The sequence below is a fragment of the Alteromonas sp. 4NH20-0056 genome, from assembly GCF_057539655.1.
The window spans coordinates 51548-75184 of record NZ_BAAJLS010000010.1 but is presented as its reverse complement, the minus strand read 5'-3'; the positions used below and the strand labels follow the sequence as shown (position 1 = coordinate 75184).

Here is a 23637-nt window from a genome sequence, read left to right as displayed (position 1 = left end):
CCTACTGTATCAACATCGTTGCGCTACCTAGCACCGCCGCACAACTCGCTTTTGCTACGGTTCGAGTGTATTGCGCTGTGCATGATGTGCTGTTGTCACACGTGGTAAGGCGGTCAATGAGCGCGTTCACTTCAACGCGTACGCTATCGGTATTTGCTTGTGTGGCAATATTGCTGCCTAACATAGTGCTAAGTATTGGCTCGACAACATTAACGCGACGTTCTGGTGAGTAGGCCGTACTTGCCGGCAACGTAAAGTCAAAGTCAGGAAAATAAGCGTTACGCAGCGAATCGGTCTCGACTAGCGTGTCGCAGTATCGAATTGCCAGTTGTGTTATGGCCATCTGATTTGCCGCCAAGAAGCTAGTCACATTTGTCGTAGATGGTAGCTGCTGTTTAAGTTGGGTGAAGGTATCGTTCACAGTCGTTGTACTCATAGGCACACCGGTTAAATTTGCCATGGACGCATTGATTTCAGCAAAATGACGCACGCCAACTTCAGCTTGTGCAGCAATATCTGCGCCTGGCGCCGGGGCAGGTGGACGGGCCTCAACACGCACATCCGTGTTATCCCCTAATACTTCAAAAGTCAGGAAGAACTCGTCAAGCGCTGGGCCTTTTTCAAGTGGAATTATCGTACCTTGTCTCGATAACGGCTGACCGCTTCCAAGTGTGTAGCTATTCGCACTTATGGTTGTATTAAGGGTTGCAAACACTTGCCCAGCAAAAGATTCTCGCCCATTTACACCAATGCGCATTCCCTGAACCGCAACGTCTGAAATAGCGGCATTGGGATCTAAGGATACAAAGAAAGGTTCTGCAAATAGATAACTAAAACTATCGAATTGACTTACCTCAAATACAATATAGCTTTCAGGGGTATCGATAAGCTCGCTAATACCAAACAGTAAGTAATATTGTTGGCCTACACCGGCATCAAAGTTTTGTAGTATCTCGTCTTCTGCTAGCGTTCGATTATGAATAGCCACCATGCGTATCGTGCCTGCCCATGGCACATCACCCGATACTTCATTACCCAGAACAAAGGCGAAGCTATCGTCCCAATCTAATAGGCTACCGCCTTCAACCGTATCCATATCGCCGGTAAATTCACCGTTTACAAACAATCGGCGTCGATTGTTGGCATCAAAGTTTACAACCACGTGTTGTAGTGCGGCTTGTAACACCTCATCAGCATCTGCGGTTGACAGCGCTGGCTCTCCATTTGCATCGGTGTTGTCTTGTCGCAGCAATACATCGTAGTTGTAAAGCGTTTGTCCCAGGGTTACGTTTCTCCGGTCACGCCCACCTGAATAACTCACAATACGTGCTGGGCCTTCTTGCGTAACATTTGCTGGCGCGACCCATGCTTCTATTGCGAACTCTCCACTGCCAAGAATAAGTTCGTATAATTTACGGCTATTCGTGGTGCTGCCTTGCGCTTTGCCATCCTGTAGTTGAATACCATAACCGCCTACCCAGTTATATTCGCCTGATAGGGTTAAATCGAGCGCTGGGTCGACACCTGACGTATCAAAGGCGGTATTGCCACTGCCTGTCTTAAACTCCCATTTAGCAATGGTGTTCTGTTCAAATCGTCCGCCACCACTGGCTAACGTGCCATCGAACAATGATAGGGCGTTTGAGTTTACTAGGTTGTCTGCAAGCTCAGTCAAGGGAATATTATCTGCCAATGATTCAATAGCTGCGCGCAACGCTTCACCATCTTGTTGGCAATCACTCCAACAATTGTGGAATTCGTCTCGAAGGCGAACTACAAAGCGAGAATCTTCAGGTCTATCAAGATTCATCCTGTCTTTTGCCGCTTCATAGGCTTCGTTAATATCACTAGAGGAAAAGTAAGGAGAAATAGGGATCGTTGCACTGTTGGTATGACAGCTCACGCAAAACGTTTGAAGCATTGGGTACACATTTGCCTCAAATAACGCCGGACTATCGGGAAAGTTGCGAGTCGCACCAGGCACTTTGGCGATGGGCGCTTGTAATTCGATTTCAGTGGCTTGATTTTGTGCCTGAGATTGCCCTGCCCAGTCCGTTATCCATGTTGTCATAATGTCTGCACATGCACTGTCGCTCGAGAGCCAGCAGTTATGTCCTCCACCTACTTTAGTCACCAAGCGGGATTCACTAGGACGTGAAAGGTCAACGAGGCTTCCGGTATCAGAATAGGCCAAGTTAATGTCGTCATTACGGGCAAAAGTGGGAGACTGCTTCCCCTGAACGTGGCAAGCACCGCAACGTTCAGTGGTTGCCATATTATCCCACAAGGCGCGTTTAAAATTGGCGACATCGTCGGTACTCGCCGCGGGGCCGGTGTAATTAACAACGGGCTGCTCTGTTGGAGGTGGTAAAGGCGTTGATGTAACCTCAGCATCACCGCCACCGCATGCGGTAATAGCGCATGTTAGCGTGGCAATGCAAAGCAGCCGAAGACGCAAACGAAGGGGGGGCAGGGTGTGCATTCTTATTCTCCCTTACAATAATCGGCTGCGTGCGCGAATACTGTCTTTATTTGGTAACCGCTTGAAGCAAACTGGGCAGCCATGTTTGAAAGCTGTGCTCTGTCGTTGGCATCTTGTGCCTTTCGTAAGCATACTTCCTCGAATACTTTCGTTACTTGGCACGAGGCAAACTGCTGACTGTTTGCTAACTCTTCGCCCATCGATTTGGCGCCGTTACCACTGCCAGGCAATGCGTCTGACCAACCTAAATTAAAATTAGGGCCCTCACGCCAGTAGTTATCCCAGCCATCATCGGTGGTGACATAACCGTGAACAAAATTGTTGCTGTTTATCCAGTATTTTTCCTGCACCCGTAAACCGGTTGCTGTATCTATCTCGCCGCTACCATTGTATTGCAACGCTCCACGTTCGCCGTCGGGATCGCCGTTTACATCATAGTTGTAGTTGTAATAGGCGAAAGCTTGCGCGAGCGGATCCATCCCGGAATGGCAGCTTACACAGTTGTTGTGGAATAGCCGGCTGTCACCACCGGGACTGCGGCTTACATCTTGCCTAATACGATCTGGTGGTCGCGTAATATCTGCAACTCCTTCTAGGTCTGTGCATAAGTGATTTATAAGGGTGAAGCGGAACATGGCGCGGTTCGTACCATCTTTAAAAAATGCTTTTGCTGCGGCGCGAGTCGTTATTACGCCGGCTGTCGCACTAGCCGGTAATCCAGTAACCGTCGACTGTGTGGTGCGAACTAAATGTTCGTCAAGGTCGGTAACACGCTCTTCCATTGCCAAGTAGTGATCGTTATTGTTATTGCTGTAAGCAGGTAAATTTAGCGCGTCGTCGCCCACGTACAAGATATCGCCGCTTAGCAATTGCCTAAAATCAACATCATCTCGTGCCATTCCAATCACGGTAGCAATGTAGTCGTTAAGGGGTTCAAATTTATCAAACGCTTCGTTGGTCCAAGGCGCGGCCCATGTTTTGAGTGTTACGTTATAAAAAGCTGGGTTATCCATTGCTAGGTACGCGGCCTGCTGACTATTACCTGCCTCTATATGTGCCTGCATAGCATCAAGCACTGTGGTTGATGCCGGCACACCTGCAAGTCTATTGTGCATTTTATCTGCCTGCTCTCGAGGGCCTGCCGTAGCAGTATTCATGGTAATTATTAATAGGGCGATTTTACCTGCAAGCGTTGCAGCCGCTTTACATGACCGCCTATGTTCTGTAATGGCAGTTTGAAAAAATGGGGTGTGCACAGTCTTTGCTCCTGATAACGGCAACCTATAGATGAAAGCAATGCTTGCTTGAACAATAAAGTGTGACGTTCTTTCTTACGTGTTAGATTTCATAACTATCAGCCAGCGTAGTAACTGTGCCGATAAAGCAAAAAAGCGCTGATTTTTAAGTAAAAAGCGCAATACTTCTTCACGTCTCCGTAGACGCCAATGTTGACCAGTTTATTTTAACAAATGCCGTCTGGCGCTTACTGCCGTCAAGAAAGAAACGCTTTTTCGCTTTTGGTTTTTAGCACAACGTTGTGCCAATGCAGTAATTTTACGATTGAAGTACGTTTACAAGAATTGAGCCACTCCCGAAAAACCTCGGAAAAACAGTCGTTCGCGCACGAGTGTAGGGTAATCGAATGCAAGTATATGAACTTAACGTGTCGTCGTTTTACAACAGCAATCTTCTTTTTTGGTCATGATAGGGTGGTCAGAAGAATTGTTTCTGTTTTTAATTGCCTATTAATCAATGCTTTAATTTGATATGTGTCTTATTGGTTACGCTGGGAAGTATTGCCTCGTAGACATAAAAAGAATTAAGAAAAATTTTTGTCATTGGTGGCGATCATTTTTCTATAATTTCTCTCATTCATTCCGATAACGTATCTAAAGTTATTCCTTTTGATGACTGTTGACCTTGTTTTAACAAAGATGAAGTGAAATGCTGATAGCATACAAGAACAGCGTGCCCGGCACGTTAACATGAACTGAGTGTCTCGCTTTATCCACACTTACTTAGGGTTATAGCAGGTTGGTATACTTGTTTCATTATGTTCTACACCGTAGCAAAACTGTGGCATTTATAGGTAGCCTTATGTCGGCAAATATTTCAATCACACGTATTCAGTGCAAGCTTGCAGCCGTTATTGTAAGTATGTTGCTGATTACCGCCTGTGGTGAATCGGTGGTGTCTCAACGCTCCGATGAACCTGACCCTGTGGTGGTTGATATACCTATTGCATTCGTGAAGCGCACGCTACCGGTTGATGAGAACGGCACTCCACTTGCGAGCGATTTACGAGAACCCAGCCAGTTTTTACCTGGCGCGGCGCTTTACCTTAAAGCGCGAGCGTCTGTCAGCAGCGAAGAAGTGAATATCACCGATCGTGCTTTTTTAGAGGACTCTACGCAAGATAGTAGTGATGAAGACGTCGATCGTCCTCAGTATGATGTGAAAGATGTCGAGGTGTCTTACGACGGCTCAACGCTTTTGTTTGCAATGCGTGCGCCTACTATCGACAATGCTGATGACGATGAACAACCTACATGGAACATATGGGAATACCATCGTGTCACTGACGAGCTGCGTCGCGTTATTGCTTCAGACATTATCGCTGAGGCTGGTGATGATACCGGCCCCGTTTATTTGCCCGATGGCAGAATTATATTCAGTTCAACCCGCCAAAGAACCAACCAAGCCATACTCGTTGACGAAGGGAAAGCGCAATACGCTGGGTTAGAGGAAAGTTTGAATGTACCCGCGTCTGTGTTACACGTTATGGATGCAAATGGCACCGGTATAACCCAGGTGTCTTTCAACCAAAGTCACGATATTGATCCTATGGTTATGCCTAACGGAAAAATACTGTTTACCCGTTGGGATCAAGCAGCTGGTGACAAGGGGATGCATTTATACCAAATGAACCCTGACGGTAGTGAATTAGAAATAGTCTACGGCCGCCATAGCCATGAACTTAATGGCCAAAACGTTCACTTTGCACAAAGCCGGGTCACGCCTGACGATAGAGTGCTGGTGGCAGTAAGGGCGTACGAGCGTGATACACTAGGCGGGAACTTTTATCGTTTAGATACCGCAAATTATATTGATGTAAATAGCCCCGTTGCCAGCAGCGATAGCTTGACAGGCCCCGGTCAAGAGGCGGCGCTTTTCGATAACATCGACACACAAAGCGTATTGTCACCTGGCGGCTATGTTGCCGCGTTATACCCGCTATTTGATGGTAGTTCACGCCAACTTTTTGCGTGGAGCCAATGCCGTGTATTCGACCCTGACCAAGTGGTAGAAGAGGGCGTAACGCGCACTATATTGCCATGCAACGATACACTACTTGCAAACCCTGATATCGAGGCTGCGCCCTTATTGTATGGTTTGTGGATTTATGATCCTCAAACGAATACACAGCAGGTTATTGCGGCGCCTGAAGAAGGCGTAGCGTATACCGAACTGGTCTCAATGGAATCTCGCGCGTTTCCTGCCGATTATGCGCAAACTGAACAGCTTGACTCTTCTTTGGCTGAGCAGTCGTTAGGCCGAGTACATATACGTAGTGTCTATGATTTTTCCGGTGAAGATGTTACCCCTAGCGGTATAACCGTTATGGCTGATCCCACGCTGACTTCAGCAGAGGCACGCCCCATTCGGTTCATGCGTGTAGTAAAAAGCGTGTCTATACCTGACGATGATGTTGTTGATGTTAGCCGCAGTGACTTTGGTCCTGTTCGCAACATGTTGATGCGCGAAATTATAGGGTATGTGCCTGTCGAACCAGACGGATCGGTGCTAGTTGACTTACCGGCCAATGTTCCCCTGTCGTTTAGTTTTTTAGACCGCAATGGAAAGCGTATCTCACAGCGCCATGACAACTGGTTACAATTGGTGCCAGGTGAGGTAAAAACGTGCAATGGATGCCATACGTCAGACAGTACATTGCCACACGGTAGGGCAGAAGCAGAGTACCCTTCTATTAACTTAGGCGCACCGACGACAGGCGGCGCACACCCTGGTGCTAACCCAGCGTATTTTACCGATTTGGGTGAGACCATGGCGCAAACAAAAGGGCGCATTGATGGTATTGCTTATCCATCGCCAGATATCGAGTTTGACGACGTGTGGTCAAACCCTGAGACTACAGCAGCTGCGCCTTCGATCCGCTATACCTACGGCGATCTAACGTCCGCAATTCCTATTTCACAAAGTTGTGCACAGCGCTGGACAGTGCAATGTAGAGTGATGATTAATTATCCCGACCATATACAGCCGTTATTTGAAGTAGACCGAACCACAGTCGACGATGCGGGGATGGTTGTGAACGATAATACCTGCATCAGTTGTCATACGCCTTCAAATGCCGATGGCGAGACGCAAGTGCCGATTGCGCAGCTTGATTTAACGAACCAACCATCACTTGATAACCCAAACCAGCTAACAGGCTACCGTGAATTATTGTTTACCGATAATGAAGTAGAGCTGGTTGAAGGCGTGTTACTTGATAAGCTCGTTCCTGCGTTTGACGCGAATGGCAATCCAATATTTGAGCGCGACGAAGACGGAGAGTTGATATTAGACCCCGAGGGCAACCCCATACCTGTTATGCAAACCGTGCCGGTTTCTGCGTCGGCAAGAGCAACGAGTGCAGCGGCAAGCAATACTTTCTTTAACGCGTTTACGACAGGGTCACATGTAGGCTATTTATCTGATTCTGAATTAAAAATGATTGCAGAGTGGCTAGATTTAGGGGCACAGTATTACAATAACCCTTTTGATGTGCCTCAGGACTAGGTAAATGCGTGTAATCGTTTTTGTTTTCGCTTTTCTATCACTCTGTCAATTAAGCGCTGTGCGCGCCGAATCGGTGGTGGTAAAGGTTGTTGAGCCCTATGCCGATATGCACACCGGGCCTGCATCAGAGTTTCCAATATTCCACGTTATTGAGCGTGGAGAACGCATTACCGTGTTAAAGGAGCATACTGGCTGGTACAAGGTAGTGACCGAAGACGGTAAAGAAGGGTGGATTGCCAAAGCGGCGCTTGCCAGCACACGAGACGTTGATGATAGACCTTTGCTGTTGGCCCAAAACAATTTTGAAGGTTATCAGGGCAGAACGTGGGAGTTCGGCATTTTTGGCGGTAAACTGGATGATGTTAATGCCATGTCGGTGAGTGCTGCGTGGATATTAACAGAGAACATCGCGGCAGAAATTAGCGCGACGCAAGCGTTAGGTGACTTTTCTGATAACCGTATGTGGCTAGTTCGACTACAGCATTACACCTTTCCCGAGTGGCGACTAACACCCTATTTTACGCTAGGAGCCGGACAAATTCGCACCGAACCCAGCGCGACATTGGTGCAAAGCGGAGCCGATACCCGAACTAATGATTTATTAGAAGTAGGGGCTGGCGTGAGATATTACCTAACAAGAAATTTTGTAATGCGCGCAGAATACAAACGATTAACCGCGCTTACAGAGCGAGATGAATTTGAGGAGTTAAACCAATGGACGCTAGGGTTCTCGGTCTTTTTTTAGCCGGTACAACATTAATTACAGCAGCACCTGTCGCTGTTGGTCAGGAAACGCCACCGCCAGTTATCGAGCCTGAATTAGACAGACGGGACATTCGAGAAGCGGATATTGACAGTGAAAACTTCGAAATAGGTGTGTTTGCAGGCCAAATCAGTATTGAAGACTTTTCGTCGTCTTCAATTATTGGCGTAAGCCTTGCCTATCACATCACTGAAAACATCTTTGCTGAGGCGAGCTACGCACAAGCTGATGCGGGGCAAACCAGCTTTGAGATATTGTCGGGTGGTGCGCCGTTCTTAACGGATGATGAGCGGGAGTATACGTACTACGACCTCTCGGTGGGCTACAACGTTAACGGCGAGTTATTTATTACAGACAGCACCGTATTCAATACCGACTTTTATTTAACGGTAGGTGGCGGAAGCACTGAGTTTGGTGGCGACAGTCAATTCACACTCACGTTGGGTGGAGGCTATCGCGTGCTATTAACCGACTATTTCGCGTTGCGTCTAGATGTGAAAGATCACATCTTCAGCAGTGAAATCATTGGTGAGGAAAAGGACACTCACAACATCCAGTATACCCTGGGTGCCAGCTTCTTTTTCTGAGGACTTAGCATATGAAGTTTAAGCTAATAAACAGTTTTACCGGTTTAGCATTGGCAGTATTTGTACTGCTTGCACTGACCGTATCAACCGCATCTGAGGCCTCTGCGCCAGTTAAAAATCAACCCGCGTCTGATTTTACCCTAAAAAGTCGTGACGGTGACAACCGTCGCCTAAGCGAAGAGCGGGGTAATATCGTTATTGTTAACTTCTGGGCATCATGGTGCGGACCGTGCCGAGAAGAGTTGCCCGCGTTTGAAGAAATGTATCAAGAGTACGCAGATTTAGGCGTGACGATATTAGGTGTTAATGTGGATGACGACTCGAGTAAAGCCGATGTGTTGCTTAATGATATCGATATTACTTTCCCTGTGCTGTATGACCCAAATGGGGAAGTGAGTGAGCTTTACGACGTTTCCGCCATGCCGACCACCGTTATGATAGATCGTGATGGAAACACGCGACTGATACACAAAGGCTACAAGTCGGGCGATGAAAAAAGCTATGAAAAAGCAATAAAACTATTGTTGCGAGAATGATGATGAAAATACGTTCACTAGCCACTGTGCCGCTCGTCCTCGGTGCACTCCTAAGTTCAGGGTGTGTAAGTACGATAGCCAGTATTCAAGATATAGAGCCATGGGTAAAACCCTATGAGCGAAGCAATTTAGCCGACCCTATCATGAGTGCGAACAGAAACCCCATTGCACTGGCTTACGTGAAGCACGTATTTGAAGCCCGAGAAGGCGCCAGAGGAGCGGACGGCGGTGCAGGGGGCGGTTGTGGCTGTAACTAAATACCGATTACTGCTATTAATGGTTATTGCATGCGTGAGCGTGACATCGAATGGCGCAGTACTGCCACAAGACCGCTCAGATGCCATGTACCATAGTTACTCGGGCGATGGTGTAACCATTGACGGGCCGTCGGTGTTGCTGCGTAAAAAAGTCGGTAATAACGTGTCAGTATCAGCGAACTACTATGTTGATACCATCTCTGGTGCGTCTATTGATGTAAGAGCGCAAGCCAGTGAATACCAAGAAGAGCGCAAAGAGACAACAGTAGGTGGCGACTTTCTTCACAACAAAACACTGATAAACGTCAGCTACACCAATTCCAGCGAAAACGACTTTGAAGCAAATTCTTATCATTTGGGTATCAGTCAGGACTTCTTCGGCGATTTAACAACGCTGTCGCTCAGTTACTCTCGAGGTGATGATGAAATTAGACGCCGGGGTGATGAAAGCTTTCTTGAAGAGGCGAATCGCCAAAAGTTTGGTTTGGGGTTAACGCAGGTTGTGACAAAAAGCCTAATTGTCGGCGTTAACGCTGAAAACGTATCAGATGAAGGGTACCTAAACAACCCCTACCGAGCGATCCGCTACCTTGATGAAAACAGTGCGCGCGGGTTTTCATTTACCACCGAGGTTTACCCTACTACCCGAGTGAGTAATGCATTCTCGGTTAACGCTAATTATTATTTACCTTACCGTGCAAGTATTTATGGCAATGCTCGCTATTACACCGACACATGGGGGATAAGGGCGACCAACGCAAAGGTGGGTTACATTCACACTATTGGCGACGAATGGATTTTGGATGCGCATGTACGCTTTTATCAGCAGGATCAAGCCGATTTTTACCGCGACTTATTCACTCGTGCGGACGAATTCAACATTATGGCTCGCGATAAAGAACTGTCGACATACTCTGGCGTCTCCGCTGGTGTCGGTGTCACTTACGAGTGGGCATTTTCTGCGGCATCATATTTGAAAAAGAGCACGCTAAATTTCGAGTATGATTATATGAACTTTGACTACGACAACTTCAGAGACGCCACGGACGATGCACCAGTAGGTGAAGAAGCGTTATTTGGATTTTCTGCAAACGTAATTAGAGCCTACGTTTCGGTTTGGTACTAAGGACCCTGTAATGACAACGGTGCATACACAACAAAAACAAAATAAACAGTCGCGACTTCACGAGCTCGGTATAACCAACTGCATTATGCTGGTAATGCTTTTTGCTGCAATAACCTTAACGGTCGCTTCATTTAATGCGAAAGCGCAAGAAGCGCCATTAACCACCCAAATCGAGACCCTTAAAAAAGCGCTTATCGAACTTAATAGAGATTTATTTATTCTTGAGGAAGATTTGTTGTTTCCCTCAAGCACTCAGGTAGCCGTTTATTTGTCGGTTGATGTGGGTACCTATTTTTCTTTGGACGCCGTTGAGTTGAAAATTGATAACGACACGGTTACCAACTACTTGTATACCGAAAAGCAAGTAAAGGCATTGCAGCGAGGGGGAATTCAGCGTTTGTACATGGGGAATGTAAGTCAAGGTACTCACGAGCTTACGGCGTTTTTTATTGGTTACGGCCCGGAAAATCGAGAGTATAAACGTGCGGTGACGTTGCAATTTGACAAAGAGGACGACGCCCAAGCCGTAGAGCTTAAAATTATCGATTCTAGCGCCAAGCATCAGCCTGAATTTTCTGCTGTTGTGTTATAGGTCGCGGCGCAAAATTATGCAAAAACGCTTCTTACTGTTTTATTTTGTTGCCTGTGCTATTGGCGGCACGTCGGCATCCACAGCCGCAACGTCGACAACAGCCGAGCAACACCACGAGGCCCTGCGGTTTGGCGAAATCGTATATTCACTTTACACGGATGACCCGCTAACAAGCTTAAGCAAAATGGCAAAAGCGAGGCAGGAAGGTGTCAGTGACGAGCAATTAAAAATAGTGTCATTGCTAGAAGGTGGTGTTGGTCTTAGTTACGGTATGCCCGACTTAGCACAGCGAAACTTAGGTCAAGAAGGGCAACTAACGGGCAATAGTAAGGGCCCCCTTGCACTGTACTGGTTAGCACGACTGCATTTCTCTCAGCATAATGCCGAAAAAGGGTTAGATGCGTATCACGCCTTTTTGCGCACCGTTGAGGCCCGTGATATTGATATTGATGAATTACTCACGCCTTCTCAATGGTACGACGTTAATTATGAAGCGGCGCAAGCATCGCTGAATATTGGTAGACCAGACATTTCACGTTTTGAGCAGGCGCTTCCTACTGACCACGTAACCCGCCAATACTTAGACTATAACGAAGCCGTGCAGGCATATTCAAAGGGCGAATATGATACTGCCATTAATGGCTTTGCCGCGGTAGCGACATCACTGGCAAAACAGCTTACCACCACGACCACAAAAGAAAGTTGGTTACAATGGATTGGTTGGTGGCAGGACCGAGAGCAAGAAGCGGTTCAACGAGCAGAAATACAAGCGCTGCTAAATCAAGTTCACCTTTCCCATGGTCAAGCAATGCTTGCGCGAGGACGCTTTACTGATGCATTGGGCGAGTTTGGAAAAATTAATGGGCAGTCATTGATAAGAGATGAAGCATTACTTCAGTACGGCTGGGGGTTAGTCCGCCGTAACGACTGGCCGCTAGCAATGGGTGTGTGGGACTTCTTATCGCAACAACCTGATAATCTTTACACGTTGCAAGCAACTCATGCATTGGCGCTAGGTTATGCCGAGCAAGACGGAGAAGTACAGGCTTATGAAACACTGGTTCGTCTTGTTAATAAATTAGATAATGTGGTGCGAGAGCTTGATGTACTCAGTCAAAATTTGTCTAAAACTGGGTATTGGCAGTCACTGGCGTCAGGCGTACGCTCGTTAAATGTTGATGATGTAGACCGCACGGGCGATAGTGATTGGAAAGCCTTGTGGCCCGCTGCTCACCAAGACTTGCTTATCTCCCTTATGCTTACCGATGTTGAACAGCAGGATCAACTGTCGCAACTAGAAGAGCTCTATACCTTAAAGACACAATTAAATGAAAGATTAGGTACGTTAGAACGTTTTACATTGCTGTTAAATGAGCGCGATCAAGCACATGCATTACGCACAGCGGCATTTGAACAGAGCCCTACCAAAGCACGACTGTCTGATATTGAAGAAAAGCTACACGCGCTCACTACGCGCTTAGCGCAAACAGAACAGACTTTAGCTAATGAATCTGTGATAGACAGCGCTGACGTGATGTTTGACGCGCTTAGTATCTATGCCGATAGGCCGCAATTAGCCATGCTCGAGCGATTAGATAACGCGCAAGCTCGCTTCAATCGAATAAAAGAGGCGCGTACATTACGACCCACTTACGAGCAGCGATTAACACGGTTAAAGGGAATACTGTTGTGGACGCTTTCAGAGCAGAGCATTGACGCTCAATGGACCTTAAATAAAGCAACCAAGCAAACGCAGGCTCTGCTCGAACAGGCAAAAGCCCGACAAACACAGTTTGAAAGTTTGCTTAGACAAAATAACCTTACGCGTGCTGAACGCGAGCGCATCAGTGGTATGAAAACACGCATTGCGTTACACGCTGCCACCACAACGACGCTTATTGAATCACTAGAGCAGCAGCTTACCAGCGAAGCCACGTTGGCCATTGAGGCACGTCGCTACTACCTTGTTCAGCAGCAAAATTTAAGTAAATTAGCGATTTTACAGCTTAAAGATCGTTGGCGACAGGGCTCACAGAGTAGGCTGTCAGACGACGCACTCGTTACCCCAACGCGAGCAAACGAGAGGGGCGAAAATGATGAATAAATCACGATTGCCATTTTCATTTTCGGGAACGGCGACAGCGATATTGTTATGCTTATCTGCTTCAGGCTGTAGCAGTATGTTCGGTGAAGAAATTGTCGTCAAAAACGTTGAACCCAAGACAACGTCACTTATTACATCGCTTGATGTGAAGCCCATTTCTGTGGAAAAAACCACGTTATCTCCTGGTGCAATTGATGTTATTCGCGATGGCTATGCAGAGCTCGTTGGGCAGATTGATAACCCGTCCTTGTCGAGACAGCTAGCGTTACGACTGGCGGACGTTGAAATGCTACTGGCCGAAGAGCTTCAGGTATCTGGCAGTGGCATGGAACGTGATGAAGATGTGCTCTATCAGCGTGCTATCGATGCATATAAAATGGTACTAACAAATTATCCTGGTGATGTGTCTGAAGCGGAAGTCTTATACCAATTATCTCGTGCCTATGACTTGCAGGGAAAAAGCAGAGAGAGCGCGATAATACTGGCAGAATTGTTAAAGCTTCAGCCTGACTCTATACATGCTAGTGAAGCATGGTTTAGACAAGGTGAGGCCTATTTCAGCGAAGGTGATTATGCCAATGCGGCAAGTGCGTACAGCAAGGTGCTCGACGTACAACAGTACGATACATTTTACATCATGTCTGCTTATATGCAGGGATGGTCGTACTATAAATTAGAAGAACAAGAAGCGGCGCTAGTGTCGTTTGACGCTATGCTGGCAGCAAGCTTTTCACATTTGCCAGATGCCAGTAGTGACTTTCTCTACGGGCAGCCAGAGGTGAGCGATTTATCTCAAGGGCAGCAAAAGCTGGTGCAAGATAGCTTGCGCGTTATGGCACTGCTATTTTCATACAGAGGAAACGGCGACGCCGTTGTCGATTTTTATAACTTCTATGGCGATAAACCGCATAGTTACCTTGTTTATAACGAACTGGCTCAGCAGCATATTGATAATGACCGTTTTTTAGATGCTGCCGAGGCATACCTGGCGTTTGCTAGCACACACACTGACCACGGCGAAGCGGTGCCTTTTTACGTTAAGCACATCGACGCGTTTATTTTAGGTGATTTCCCTAGCGAGGTGATGAACGCGAAAGCAGGCTTTGTTAGCACATTCGGTTACGAAACAGGTAACTACACACGTTTGAGTATGATAAACCGGGAAAAAGCCAACCCATACCTCTATCAATATTTGCAAGAACTGGCACAGTCTAACCATAGCTTTGCACAACAACTCGTTGATCTGGACAAGCGTAATACGCTGCCTGATGCGCTGCAATTGCTTGATGATGATGCGCTTAACGACCAAGCATCTTTGGCATTTTCTGATGCTGCAGCCTATTACCTAGAGTTCATCAGCACCTTCCCTGATGACGAAAAGCGGCCTCTAATACAATTTAATCTTGCGGAAAGCTATTTTCAAGCGCAGCAATACGCGCTCGCGATAACGCAATACGAAGACTACGCCTATCGGTATGTGAACCATGAATCTTCAAGCGATGGTGCTTATACTGCGCTGCTTGCCTACGATGCATTACTCAACGACCTGAATGACGAATCCGACAAAATCGACGACACAGCTTTATCGTGGTTAGAGAAGCAACGGAAAAGTCGCGATGACTTCATCATAACGTTCACTTCTGACCCCAGAGCAATATCAGTGACACAAACGCTTATGCAAAGTCAGTTTGATAAGGCGCAATTTGCCGATGCGTTGTTTTATAGTCAGTGGTTGTTAACGCCGCCAGACGCTGTCACGCAAGAGATAAGTGCATCGCTACGTTATTCCGCAAACCTAGTAAAAGCGCATAGCTACTTTGGTTTAGAACAATACGCCGACGCAGAACAAAGTTATGCCTTTTTGCTTCAATCGATTGCGAGTGACAACAGCGATTATGACGCGCTTGTACGCAATTATGCGGTAAGCATGTACAAGCAGGCAGAATATGCGGTTGCCAGTAATGATCTGGAGCAAGCGATTGGCCATTTAAAACGGATTATCGATAACACTCCCAATGTCGATGTCCGTATTAATGCCCAGTATGATGCGGCGACCTATTTACTTACCTTATCTCGATTCGATGAAGCGCAGCGTATGTTTCAAGATTTTGAGGCACGTTTTCCTGATAATGCATTAACCTCGACGATTGAAAGTAAATTGCTATACATCTTTGAGCAAACAGAGCAATGGAAACCTGCAGCGGATATTCTTTACCGTCAATGGACGTTAGAAAAAGAAACTGATGCAGGGAGAGAAGCGTTACTTTTAGCGGCTGAATACTATGACTTAGCGGGTGACAGAAGCTTATCATTACCTGCATATCGCACCTATGCACACGCGTATCCCGAGCCATTCGATACCGTAACTGAGGTACGATTATTGATGAGCGAGTTTTACAAACAAAGTGGCGAAGAGGAAAAACAGCGCTTTTGGTTGAATAAGCTTATTGCAGGACACGACAATGCGGGTAGCAGCCAAACTCCTCGTTCGTTAACGTTAGCAGCAATGTCAGCCATGGTATTTGCTAACGATGCAAAGCACACGTTTGCTGCCATAAAACTTGATCAACCCTTGCGTGACAGCATGAGCAAAAAGCGCGTAGCGTTAGAGCGGGCCGTTCTGGCTCATAATAAAGTACTTACTTATGGTGTACGTGAATATGTGACGGTAGCGAACCATCAGCTTGGCGAATTGTATCTTACATTGGCATCAGACTTAATGGCTTCTGAAAGACCGACCGAATTATCAGCATTAGAGCGTGAGCAATATGACCTGTTACTTGAAGAGCAGGCATACCCGTTTGAAGAAGAGGCGATAACGGTTTTTGAGACGAATGCACAACGAAGCTGGAAAGGTGTTTATGACGAATGGGTGCGCGCAAGCTTTGATAAGCTGTCTTCCTTATCACCTTCTGCATATCGTAAGCCTGAAAAAGTGGAGGCGCTTGATGTTAACCGTTATTAAGTTCACCGAAACGTGTCGACGATATTGGTCTGGCTTTTTCATTATACCTATTTATATATTGATGCTGAGCGGCTGCAGCGTGATGCCGTCTTTTAATGAAAGCACCGAGCCGGAAGTAGCCCAAAGCAGTGAAACGCAAGAAACCCTCAGCATGTCTTCACAAGATATGTTGGCCAACGCACTGCTTGAGGCAGAAAACCGATATGTTCTCGCAAAACGCACAATGACGGTTGAGCAAAAAGAGCAATTTGAAAATGCAATTCGCCTTTTTAATAGTGGCAATGTTGATGATGCCAGTGAGGCGTTGGCACCGTTACTTACTGGTAACAATGTCTCGTCAGCGGTGTGGGTGCTTAACGGTGATATTGCACTTGACGCCGGTAATACAAAACAGGCGGTGTCTGATTTTCACAATGCACTGGGCGCCAACCCGTTTAATTATTTTGCGTTAAACCGGTTAGGAATGTTGTACCGCGAAAAAGGGCAATTCACAACGGCAAGTAACTACTATAAGCAGGCCGTTGCGGCATGGCCAGGTTTTGCAAATACCTATTACAATGCGGGTATTCTGCACGACTTGTATTTGGGCGAAAAGCAGACTGCGATAGCGATGTATGAAAACTACTTAGCGTTGATTGCTGTTGATGTCGCCACGCCAGAAAAAGAGATAAGAACGATTGAACGCTGGATTGCCGATGCAAAACGCAAGTTGTCCAGCAATAACGATTTAAAGGAGCAATAATGCGGTTTCATACTTATCGTCTGTCGCTGATGTTACTTTCTTCTTTTGTCGTGTCGTTAAGTGCAAACGCACAGAACGTTGATGAAGCGACGCCCGACACACCACTTCGCTTAGAAGCCACAATTCGAGGTAACAAAGAGCAGCCAAGAGTACTGAGTATTGTGCCATGGCAATTACCGAAACACAGAAATATTAGGGGCGCGTTATTGTGGACCCCCATGAATACCCAGCCACAGCCTATTGAGCGCAATCGCTTTTTACGCAGAGTGGCATTGAATCAACATTTCAGTGACGTTGATGAAATGAAAGTACCGCCAGCTACACAAGATAATTAATACGTATTAATCACACGTGATGTGTGGGCATCCAGATAACCAAATTACAACAAAAATGCGGTACAACACTATTACGGGCAGCCAATAGGTAGTTGCTGCAACGAGATAAAAGGAAAAATTATGCAAGTCTTCGACGTTATTGTTCGCTTCTTTCAAGAAGGTGGCCCTTTCATGTTCCCCATCTCTATTGTGTTAGCAATAGGGTTAGCGATTGCCATTGAACGATATGTATTCTTAAACTCGGCAAAGCGCGTTAATAAAAAAGCGTTTGCAGAGTTAGAGCCATTGTTACGCCAACAGCATTACGACCAAATCGTGCGAATTGCCGACCATAATGCAGCGCCGATCACCCGAGTCATTGGGGCGGGTATCGCGCGGCTCCAAGTTAGCCCGCGCAGAGAAGATATCGAGTATGCAATGGAAGAAGGCTTGATGGAAACCATTCCTCGCCTTGAAAAGCGCACACCGTATTTAGGAACACTTGCGAATATTTCTACCCTACTGGGGTTGTTAGGGACCATTATCGGTCTTATCGCCGCGTTCTCTGCGGTAGCAAATGCTGATCCATCAGAAAAGGCTAGCCTTTTATCACAAAGTATTTCTGTGGCAATGAATACCACCGCATTTGGCTTGATTGCTGCGATACCACTGCTAGCGTTTCACTCGCTCCTGCAAACCAAAACGACAGAGATTGTTGATAGTATGGAAATGGCCGGTGTGAAGTGTCTTAACGTGTTAATGGCGAAAAAGACAGTGAGTGCCCACAGCAGACAATCTGACGAGTAAATTATCATGTTAGGCAGACGTAAACGCCTTAAGAAGCAAGATGTAGAGTTAGATATCACGTCGTTCCTCAACCTGATGATTGTGTTAGTTCCTGTATTGCTGATGATGATGGTGTTTTCACGAATTACCGTGGTTGAGTTAACGCTTCCTGGACTTGAAGCATTAGGCGAGGGCGCCGATGTCGAAAATCAGCAGCTTGAGTTATTTGTGACGCCTGAGGGCAGCGCGGTGTATTTTCCATCAGGGTATTTAGTGAAGCAAATTTCAACGGTTGCTGACAGCAAAACCGGCGTTGTGCAACAGGATTGGGATACCCTTCAATTTGTTTTGAAACAAATGAAGCAAACGCTACTAGGTAAAGGGGTTGAAAAAGACGACATTGTTTTGATGATAGACGACCGTGTTGACTATCAAAGCCTAGTGACGCTGCTGGATAAAACCCGTTCTTACAAAGATGTGGTTGCGGCTTCAGTGGTCGACGCTGCGTTATTCCCTGACGTTTCATTTGCTGAAGTTCCTGCTGAAATGACTAATCTTGATTGGTCAGATGCGGCAATGGCAGAGGGGGAGGAAAGGCAATGAAGCAGTCAGTAAGAGCAAAGCGTATGGCGCGTAACCATAAGCGCAATGCAAGACAAGCAAAGCTAAGCCTTGTGTCGTTGATGGATATTTTTACTATTCTTGTTTTTTTCTTAATGCTAAATGCATCAGACGTGCAGGTATTAGATAACCACAAGTCTATAACGTTGCCTGAGTCACCATCTGATGTGGCCGCTAAAGAAACATTATTGATAATGGTGAACAACAGCACCTTAGTATTACAGGGGCAAAAACTGGCGAATATCGATGAAATTTTAAGTAGCAATGAAGAGACCATCGGAGTATTGGCTGATGAACTTGCATTTCGACTTCAGCAGGCGTCAAAGCGTGCGAGCGTTGATGCAAGCGATGAAAGCGCAGTGCAAGGCAAAGCTATCACGATTATGGGCGACCGTAGTGTGCCTTATGCATTGTTAAAGAGGATCATGTATACCTGTGCGCAGGCTGGGTATACCGATGTATCGTTAGCGGTTGAACAAAAAGCATCGTCGACAAACCAGGAGGGCGCTGCATGAGTAGTACGTACATGCAAACGCAACTTCCTTGGGCTTCAAGTGAAAAAGAAAACCGTACGTTTAGTTTCATTACGTATGGAACACTAGCGTTAACGCTAATGTTAGCGGTGGTGGTAAATCTCATAGAATTGCCTGAGCAAACACGAGAAGAAAAAGCCACATTGCCCCCGCAGCTTGCTCGTATTATTCAACCTAAAGTACCGCCTCCGCCGCCAATCGTAGAGCCTAAACCAGAGCCTATCGCTGAAGAGGCGCCGCCTATAGAGGTTAAAGAAAAGCCCAAACCTACGCCAAAGCCTGTTGAACCAGAGGTTGTTAAGCCTAAGCCGAAACCGGCACCGCAGGTACAGCCAACAGAGGCTGAAAAAGTGCAGCAGGCAAAGGAAAATGCAAAGCAAACCGGTTTGTTAGCGTTTCAAGATGATTTTGCCAGTATGCGAAATACCCTGAGTCTTGCAAACGTTGCCGACACCCAAACTGTCGAAGGTGCGGGTAAAACAGAAAAGACTGCGCGCAAGCGTATAGGAAAAGAGGTTGTGGCGAGTGACAGCGGAGGCTTACAAAACGCTGAAGTCAGTCAAAATATTGGTGCCCGCGGTGAGCTTGCCGGGCGCAGAACGACGGAATTTAACGCGCCGGAAGAGGGGGCAGCCTCACTAGCAGCGAAGCGGATTGAGCAAGAAGCGGCGGTTATAGGCGATAGAGATGTTGAGTCTATTCGTAAAACGTTAGATGCAAATAAAGGCGCGGTTTATGCGCTATATCGTCGAGCGCTGAGAGCTAACCCTGATATAGAAGGTAAAGTTACGGTAAGACTGACTATCGAGGCCAATGGAGCACTTTCCGCGGTAGATTTACTTAACAGTGAACTTGATGACGAGGCGTTAGAAAAGAAATTGCTAGCCCGTATTAGCATGATCAATTTTGGCGCGGCAAACGTTAAGCAAACACAACTTGAGTATGCGTTTAACTTCTTACCATATTAAGATGGTTGTCGCGTTACACAAAAGCCGAGACTAACGATGTTAAGCTCGGCTTTTTCATAATGGGCTCATTTCCCTGAAGCAAAAGGTGAGGTGAGGAAAAACAACATAACCGTTACGTTACGAACTTTTTAAGAGCTGGTGGGCGCTATGAGACGGCACGGGTTTTGACCAATAATAACCTTGCCCAAATTCACAGCCTAACTCCATCAATGTGGCCAACGCTGCTTCATCTTCGATGCCTTCGGCGACAGTTCTTAATCCAAGACTCTTAGCCATATTAACAATAGCTGCAATGAGCGGCTTGTCGTATTTATCTTTTCCAAGCGCCCCAATAAATGAACGATCTATTTTCAGTGTCGTGGCATTAAAACTTCGCAGATAATTTAAGTTTGAATAACCCGTTCCGAAGTCGTCTATCGCAATAGCGATCCCTAATTCACGCAGCTGGTTAATCTGCTGTGCAATACCATCTTTGTCGTTAATAAACAAAGATTCAGTAAGCTCTAATTCTAGCATAGAGGCAGGAATGTCATGATATTCTAGTGCGTCGGTGACGACTGTGACTAAACTGTTGTCTCGGAACTGAACGGCAGAGATATTGATGGCAATACGAAGGTTGGTATACCCTTTCTTTTGCATGTTTGCACCAAACTTACAAACCTCGTTAATAACCCATTGTCCTATTTCAACAATAAGGCCACTACTTTCAGCAATCGGGATAAAGTTATCTGGAGAGATAAACGAGCCATCATCTTGCGGCCAACGAATAAGTGCTTCAAGTGCGGGGGTAGACCCATCATTCAGGTTTACGATAGGTTGATAATACATTTCAAATTGCGACCCTTGCACCGCACTTCGTAACATTTGTAATAACGAAAACCTGTCTTCACCTTCGTTATCTAAGTGAGCCTCGTAAATATGAAATGTATTGCGCCCGTGTTGTTTCGAATGATACATGGCGACATCGGCTTTTCTGCACAGTTGTTTAAAGTCTTCACCATGCTGTGGTGCAATCGCCACGCCCAACGAAGCGGTAATGGCTACTTTTGTATTCTGAATGTCAAACTCAGACTCGCATGCTTGCATGATAGTTTTAGCTAGCGATTTAACTGACTCGGTATCCTTCTCGCATGGCGCTAATATAATAAATTCATCGCCACCAAAGCGAATTAAATGATGCTCCTGAAGCAGTGATGTTTGGAGTTTTTCAGACACCATTTGTAGCAGTGTGTCGCCGGCTGAATGGCCTAAAGCATCGTTAACGGGCTTAAAGTTATCCAAGTCGAGAAAAAAGACTGCAACGTTTTTTTCTTCCGGATTAGCCATCATAAATAGGTTGGCAAACAGTTGCTCGCCATATAAGCGATTAGGTAGGTTAGTAAGCGGATCATGATGAGCAAGGTGTTGAATATGTGCATGACTTTCTTCTACTTTTTGGTTCTCAAGTTGTAAAGAAAGCATGAGTTTTTTAATGTCTTTAACCAACACGTAAACACTAAACCCGGTTACGCTGAATATAATTGTGATAAACATAACGTGTACCCATCGTAGTGATGGTACATGGGGTGTTATGAAACCCTCGATGGCAAGCCCTGAAAGTAAAAACGCTTGAAGCATTGTCAGCGCAAGCGTTATTGAGAATAGCCTACCTCCTCCCAGTGTCGCTGCAAACACCAATAAGCCGGGGAACCCCAGCGCTGCCAAGTCGAATATTCCCGCGCCTGTCAGAGCAAGGGCGAATAACATCAAAGAAAGCGTGCTGATCAGTAAGTAGATTGCTGCAGATAGTTTGCGTTTATAGGCAAGAAAATAAGTAACACATAGGGCAAATAACGCCGTACTGAAAATGGTGAATGTCACGTCTCTGGCGACAAGCAAAGCGAGCGCAACGCCGAAACCAGTGACCGCACTGATTTGCATCACACGGTTTCTTCGTAAGTGTGAAAGCGCCTCAAAAACTAAAGCAGATGGTGTTTCACCAAGATGATCAGCGTTAATAGTAAAGCCCTTCTTAAATTAACGTAATGTCTATACTCTACCTTTTGATGCGCCAAAGGCAATATATTCATGGCACTAATTTTGTACGGGCAAAAAAGGGGCAATGGCGTATTGCCCCTAGGATAGTAGCGTCGTTTACGCTGCCAGCGTTAAAATTTCTTTCGCTTTTTCAAGATTGATGTCGCCATGTTCACCAAGGGCGGTCATCCCATTTTTTTCAAGGTTTGCGATAATGCGGTCTATCGCACTCTTTTCGATGTCATAGTCAGACAAACGGGTTTTCACTTGCATAGACTCAAAGAAATCTTGAACGGCTTTTATCGTTAAATCGATAGCTTTATTTTTATCTTCGTTTTCGATACCAAAAACACGCTGGCCAAGTTGAAGAATTTTATCTTCTTTCTTTTCGCGCTGAACGTACATAAGTGATGGCAGTACGATTGCCAATGTCACGGCATGATCTAAACCGTGAAGGGCGGTTAACTCATGGCCAATCATGTGAGTTCCCCAATCCTGCGGAACCCCTTTTCCAATTAAACCATTTAATGCCATGGTCGCTGACCACATGACATTAGCGCGCACATCATAATCTTTTGGTGTTTCGAGTGCTTTAGGCCCTTCTGCAATGAGGGTTTGTAAAATACCTTCGGCAAAGCGGTCTTGAAGTGGTGCATTCACCGGATAAGTCAGATACTGCTCGATAACATGCACGAACGCATCAACCACACCGTTTGACACTTGACGAGGAGGAAGCGAAAAAGTGAATTCCGGATCGAGTACCGCAAACACGGGCTGTACGCTTTCAGACGAAAATGCGCGTTTCTGTGATAACGCAGAGCGGTTAACGACTGAGTTGCCATTACTTTCAGAGCCGGTTGCCGGCAGTGTTAATACTGCACCAATGGGCAATGGATTTTCAAACTTAGCGCCAGAAATGAGAATGTCCCACGGATCACCTTCAAAATTTACCGCCGCGGCTATAAATTTTGCACCGTCAATAACGCTGCCGCCACCTACGGCAAGAATAAAGTTAACGTCGTTTTCGCGAGCCACATCAACCGCCTTCATCAGCGTATCAAACTCGGGGTTTGGCTCCACGCCTGAAAATTCAACAACGTCCGCACCTTTCAAACTTGCCAATGTGCTGTCGTAGATACCATTTTTCTTTATAGAACCGCCGCCATAGAGAAATAAGACTTTAGCGTTTTTTGGCAGGCGAGGGGTAATTTCGCTAAGTTGGCCTCTACCAAATAAAATTTCAGTTTGGTTCTTAAATGTAAAGTTTAGCATGGTTCTTTTTTCTTCCTTTTTAACATTGCCTAGGTTTCTGATAATAGGCATCGACGTGCACAAAAAGGCGATATCGATGCTGCAATTGTGTCTTTACGTGGCGAGAAGATTTTCTACCCTGTAAATTGTGTTGGCTATCCTAGAGCGCTTGGATAAAAACAAGAAGTCAG

Annotated in this window: 19 protein-coding genes; 15 read left to right on the top strand and 4 right to left on the bottom strand. The window is 46.2% G+C overall.

Annotation, left to right across the window (positions count from 1 at the left end; genetic code table 11):
- Position 1: 1 nt before the first annotated feature.
- On the bottom strand, positions 2-2482 hold the full coding sequence (locus tag AC27EZ_RS15365; RefSeq protein ID WP_487136160.1) for a LamG domain-containing protein: 2481 nt from the start codon (positions 2480-2482) through the stop codon (positions 2-4).
- A gap of 2 nt (positions 2483-2484) precedes the next feature.
- The gene (locus tag AC27EZ_RS15360; RefSeq protein WP_487136159.1) at positions 2485-3738 is read right to left on the bottom strand and encodes a hypothetical protein; all 1254 of its coding nucleotides are present in this window, start codon (positions 3736-3738) and stop codon (positions 2485-2487) included.
- Between the two features lie 841 nt (positions 3739-4579).
- Between AC27EZ_RS15360 and AC27EZ_RS15355 the strand changes: the two genes are divergently transcribed.
- From AC27EZ_RS15355 to AC27EZ_RS15285, 15 genes are all read left to right on the top strand, one after another.
- The gene (locus AC27EZ_RS15355; RefSeq protein ID WP_487136158.1) at positions 4580-7285 is read left to right on the top strand and encodes an HzsA-related protein; all 2706 of its coding nucleotides are present in this window, start codon (positions 4580-4582) and stop codon (positions 7283-7285) included.
- Between the two features lie 4 nt (positions 7286-7289).
- Positions 7290-8030, top strand: coding sequence for an SH3 domain-containing protein (locus AC27EZ_RS15350; protein ID WP_487136157.1), 741 nt, complete (start codon positions 7290-7292; stop codon positions 8028-8030).
- On the top strand, positions 8000-8635 hold the full coding sequence (locus tag AC27EZ_RS15345) for an outer membrane beta-barrel domain-containing protein (RefSeq protein ID WP_487136156.1): 636 nt from the start codon (positions 8000-8002) through the stop codon (positions 8633-8635). Before AC27EZ_RS15350 ends, AC27EZ_RS15345 begins: the two co-directional genes overlap by 31 nt.
- An 11-nt stretch (positions 8636-8646) precedes the next feature.
- Positions 8647-9171 carry a TlpA disulfide reductase family protein gene (locus tag AC27EZ_RS15340; RefSeq protein ID WP_487136155.1) on the top strand — a complete coding sequence of 175 codons (525 nt, stop codon included), beginning with the start codon at positions 8647-8649 and terminating at the stop codon, positions 9169-9171.
- 2 nt (positions 9172-9173) lie between these two features.
- On the top strand, positions 9174-9428 hold the full coding sequence (locus AC27EZ_RS15335; protein ID WP_487136154.1) for a DUF4266 domain-containing protein: 255 nt from the start codon (positions 9174-9176) through the stop codon (positions 9426-9428).
- Positions 9415-10554, top strand: coding sequence for a DUF3570 domain-containing protein (locus AC27EZ_RS15330; protein ID WP_487136153.1), 1140 nt, complete (start codon positions 9415-9417; stop codon positions 10552-10554). The genes AC27EZ_RS15335 and AC27EZ_RS15330 overlap by 14 nt, the downstream gene beginning before the upstream one ends.
- Before the next feature lie 10 nt (positions 10555-10564).
- Positions 10565-11146 (top strand): hypothetical protein, encoded by a 582-nt coding sequence (locus tag AC27EZ_RS15325; RefSeq protein WP_487136152.1) that lies wholly within the window; start codon positions 10565-10567, stop codon positions 11144-11146.
- Positions 11147-11162: 16 nt separating this feature from the next.
- Complete coding sequence (locus tag AC27EZ_RS15320; protein WP_487136151.1) at positions 11163-13250, top strand: hypothetical protein; 2088 nt, start codon at positions 11163-11165, stop codon at positions 13248-13250.
- On the top strand, positions 13240-16215 hold the full coding sequence (locus AC27EZ_RS15315) for a tetratricopeptide repeat protein (protein ID WP_487136150.1): 2976 nt from the start codon (positions 13240-13242) through the stop codon (positions 16213-16215). Before AC27EZ_RS15320 ends, AC27EZ_RS15315 begins: the two co-directional genes overlap by 11 nt.
- On the top strand, positions 16199-16957 hold the full coding sequence (locus AC27EZ_RS15310; RefSeq protein WP_487136149.1) for a tetratricopeptide repeat protein: 759 nt from the start codon (positions 16199-16201) through the stop codon (positions 16955-16957). Before AC27EZ_RS15315 ends, AC27EZ_RS15310 begins: the two co-directional genes overlap by 17 nt.
- A complete protein-coding gene (locus tag AC27EZ_RS15305) occupies positions 16957-17292 on the top strand; it encodes a hypothetical protein (RefSeq protein WP_487136148.1) in 336 nt (111 codons plus the stop codon). The genes AC27EZ_RS15310 and AC27EZ_RS15305 overlap by 1 nt, the downstream gene beginning before the upstream one ends.
- A 120-nt stretch (positions 17293-17412) precedes the next feature.
- Positions 17413-18078, top strand: coding sequence for a MotA/TolQ/ExbB proton channel family protein (locus AC27EZ_RS15300; RefSeq protein ID WP_487136147.1), 666 nt, complete (start codon positions 17413-17415; stop codon positions 18076-18078).
- Between the two features lie 6 nt (positions 18079-18084).
- Positions 18085-18660 carry an ExbD/TolR family protein gene (locus tag AC27EZ_RS15295; RefSeq protein WP_487136146.1) on the top strand — a complete coding sequence of 192 codons (576 nt, stop codon included), beginning with the start codon at positions 18085-18087 and terminating at the stop codon, positions 18658-18660.
- A complete protein-coding gene (locus AC27EZ_RS15290; protein WP_487136145.1) occupies positions 18657-19193 on the top strand; it encodes an ExbD/TolR family protein in 537 nt (178 codons plus the stop codon). Before AC27EZ_RS15295 ends, AC27EZ_RS15290 begins: the two co-directional genes overlap by 4 nt.
- Positions 19190-20179: an AgmX/PglI C-terminal domain-containing protein gene (locus AC27EZ_RS15285; protein ID WP_487136144.1), complete on the top strand. Its 990-nt coding sequence runs from the start codon at positions 19190-19192 to the stop codon at positions 20177-20179. Before AC27EZ_RS15290 ends, AC27EZ_RS15285 begins: the two co-directional genes overlap by 4 nt.
- A 117-nt stretch (positions 20180-20296) precedes the next feature.
- On the opposite strand, the gene AC27EZ_RS15280 is transcribed toward AC27EZ_RS15285, so the two are convergent.
- Both AC27EZ_RS15280 and AC27EZ_RS15275 read right to left on the bottom strand, forming a co-directional pair.
- Positions 20297-22099 carry a putative bifunctional diguanylate cyclase/phosphodiesterase gene (locus tag AC27EZ_RS15280; protein ID WP_487136223.1) on the bottom strand — a complete coding sequence of 601 codons (1803 nt, stop codon included), beginning with the start codon at positions 22097-22099 and terminating at the stop codon, positions 20297-20299.
- A 213-nt stretch (positions 22100-22312) separates the two neighbouring features.
- A complete protein-coding gene (locus AC27EZ_RS15275; RefSeq protein WP_487136143.1) occupies positions 22313-23467 on the bottom strand; it encodes an iron-containing alcohol dehydrogenase in 1155 nt (384 codons plus the stop codon).
- Between the last annotated feature and the right edge of the window lie 170 nt (positions 23468-23637).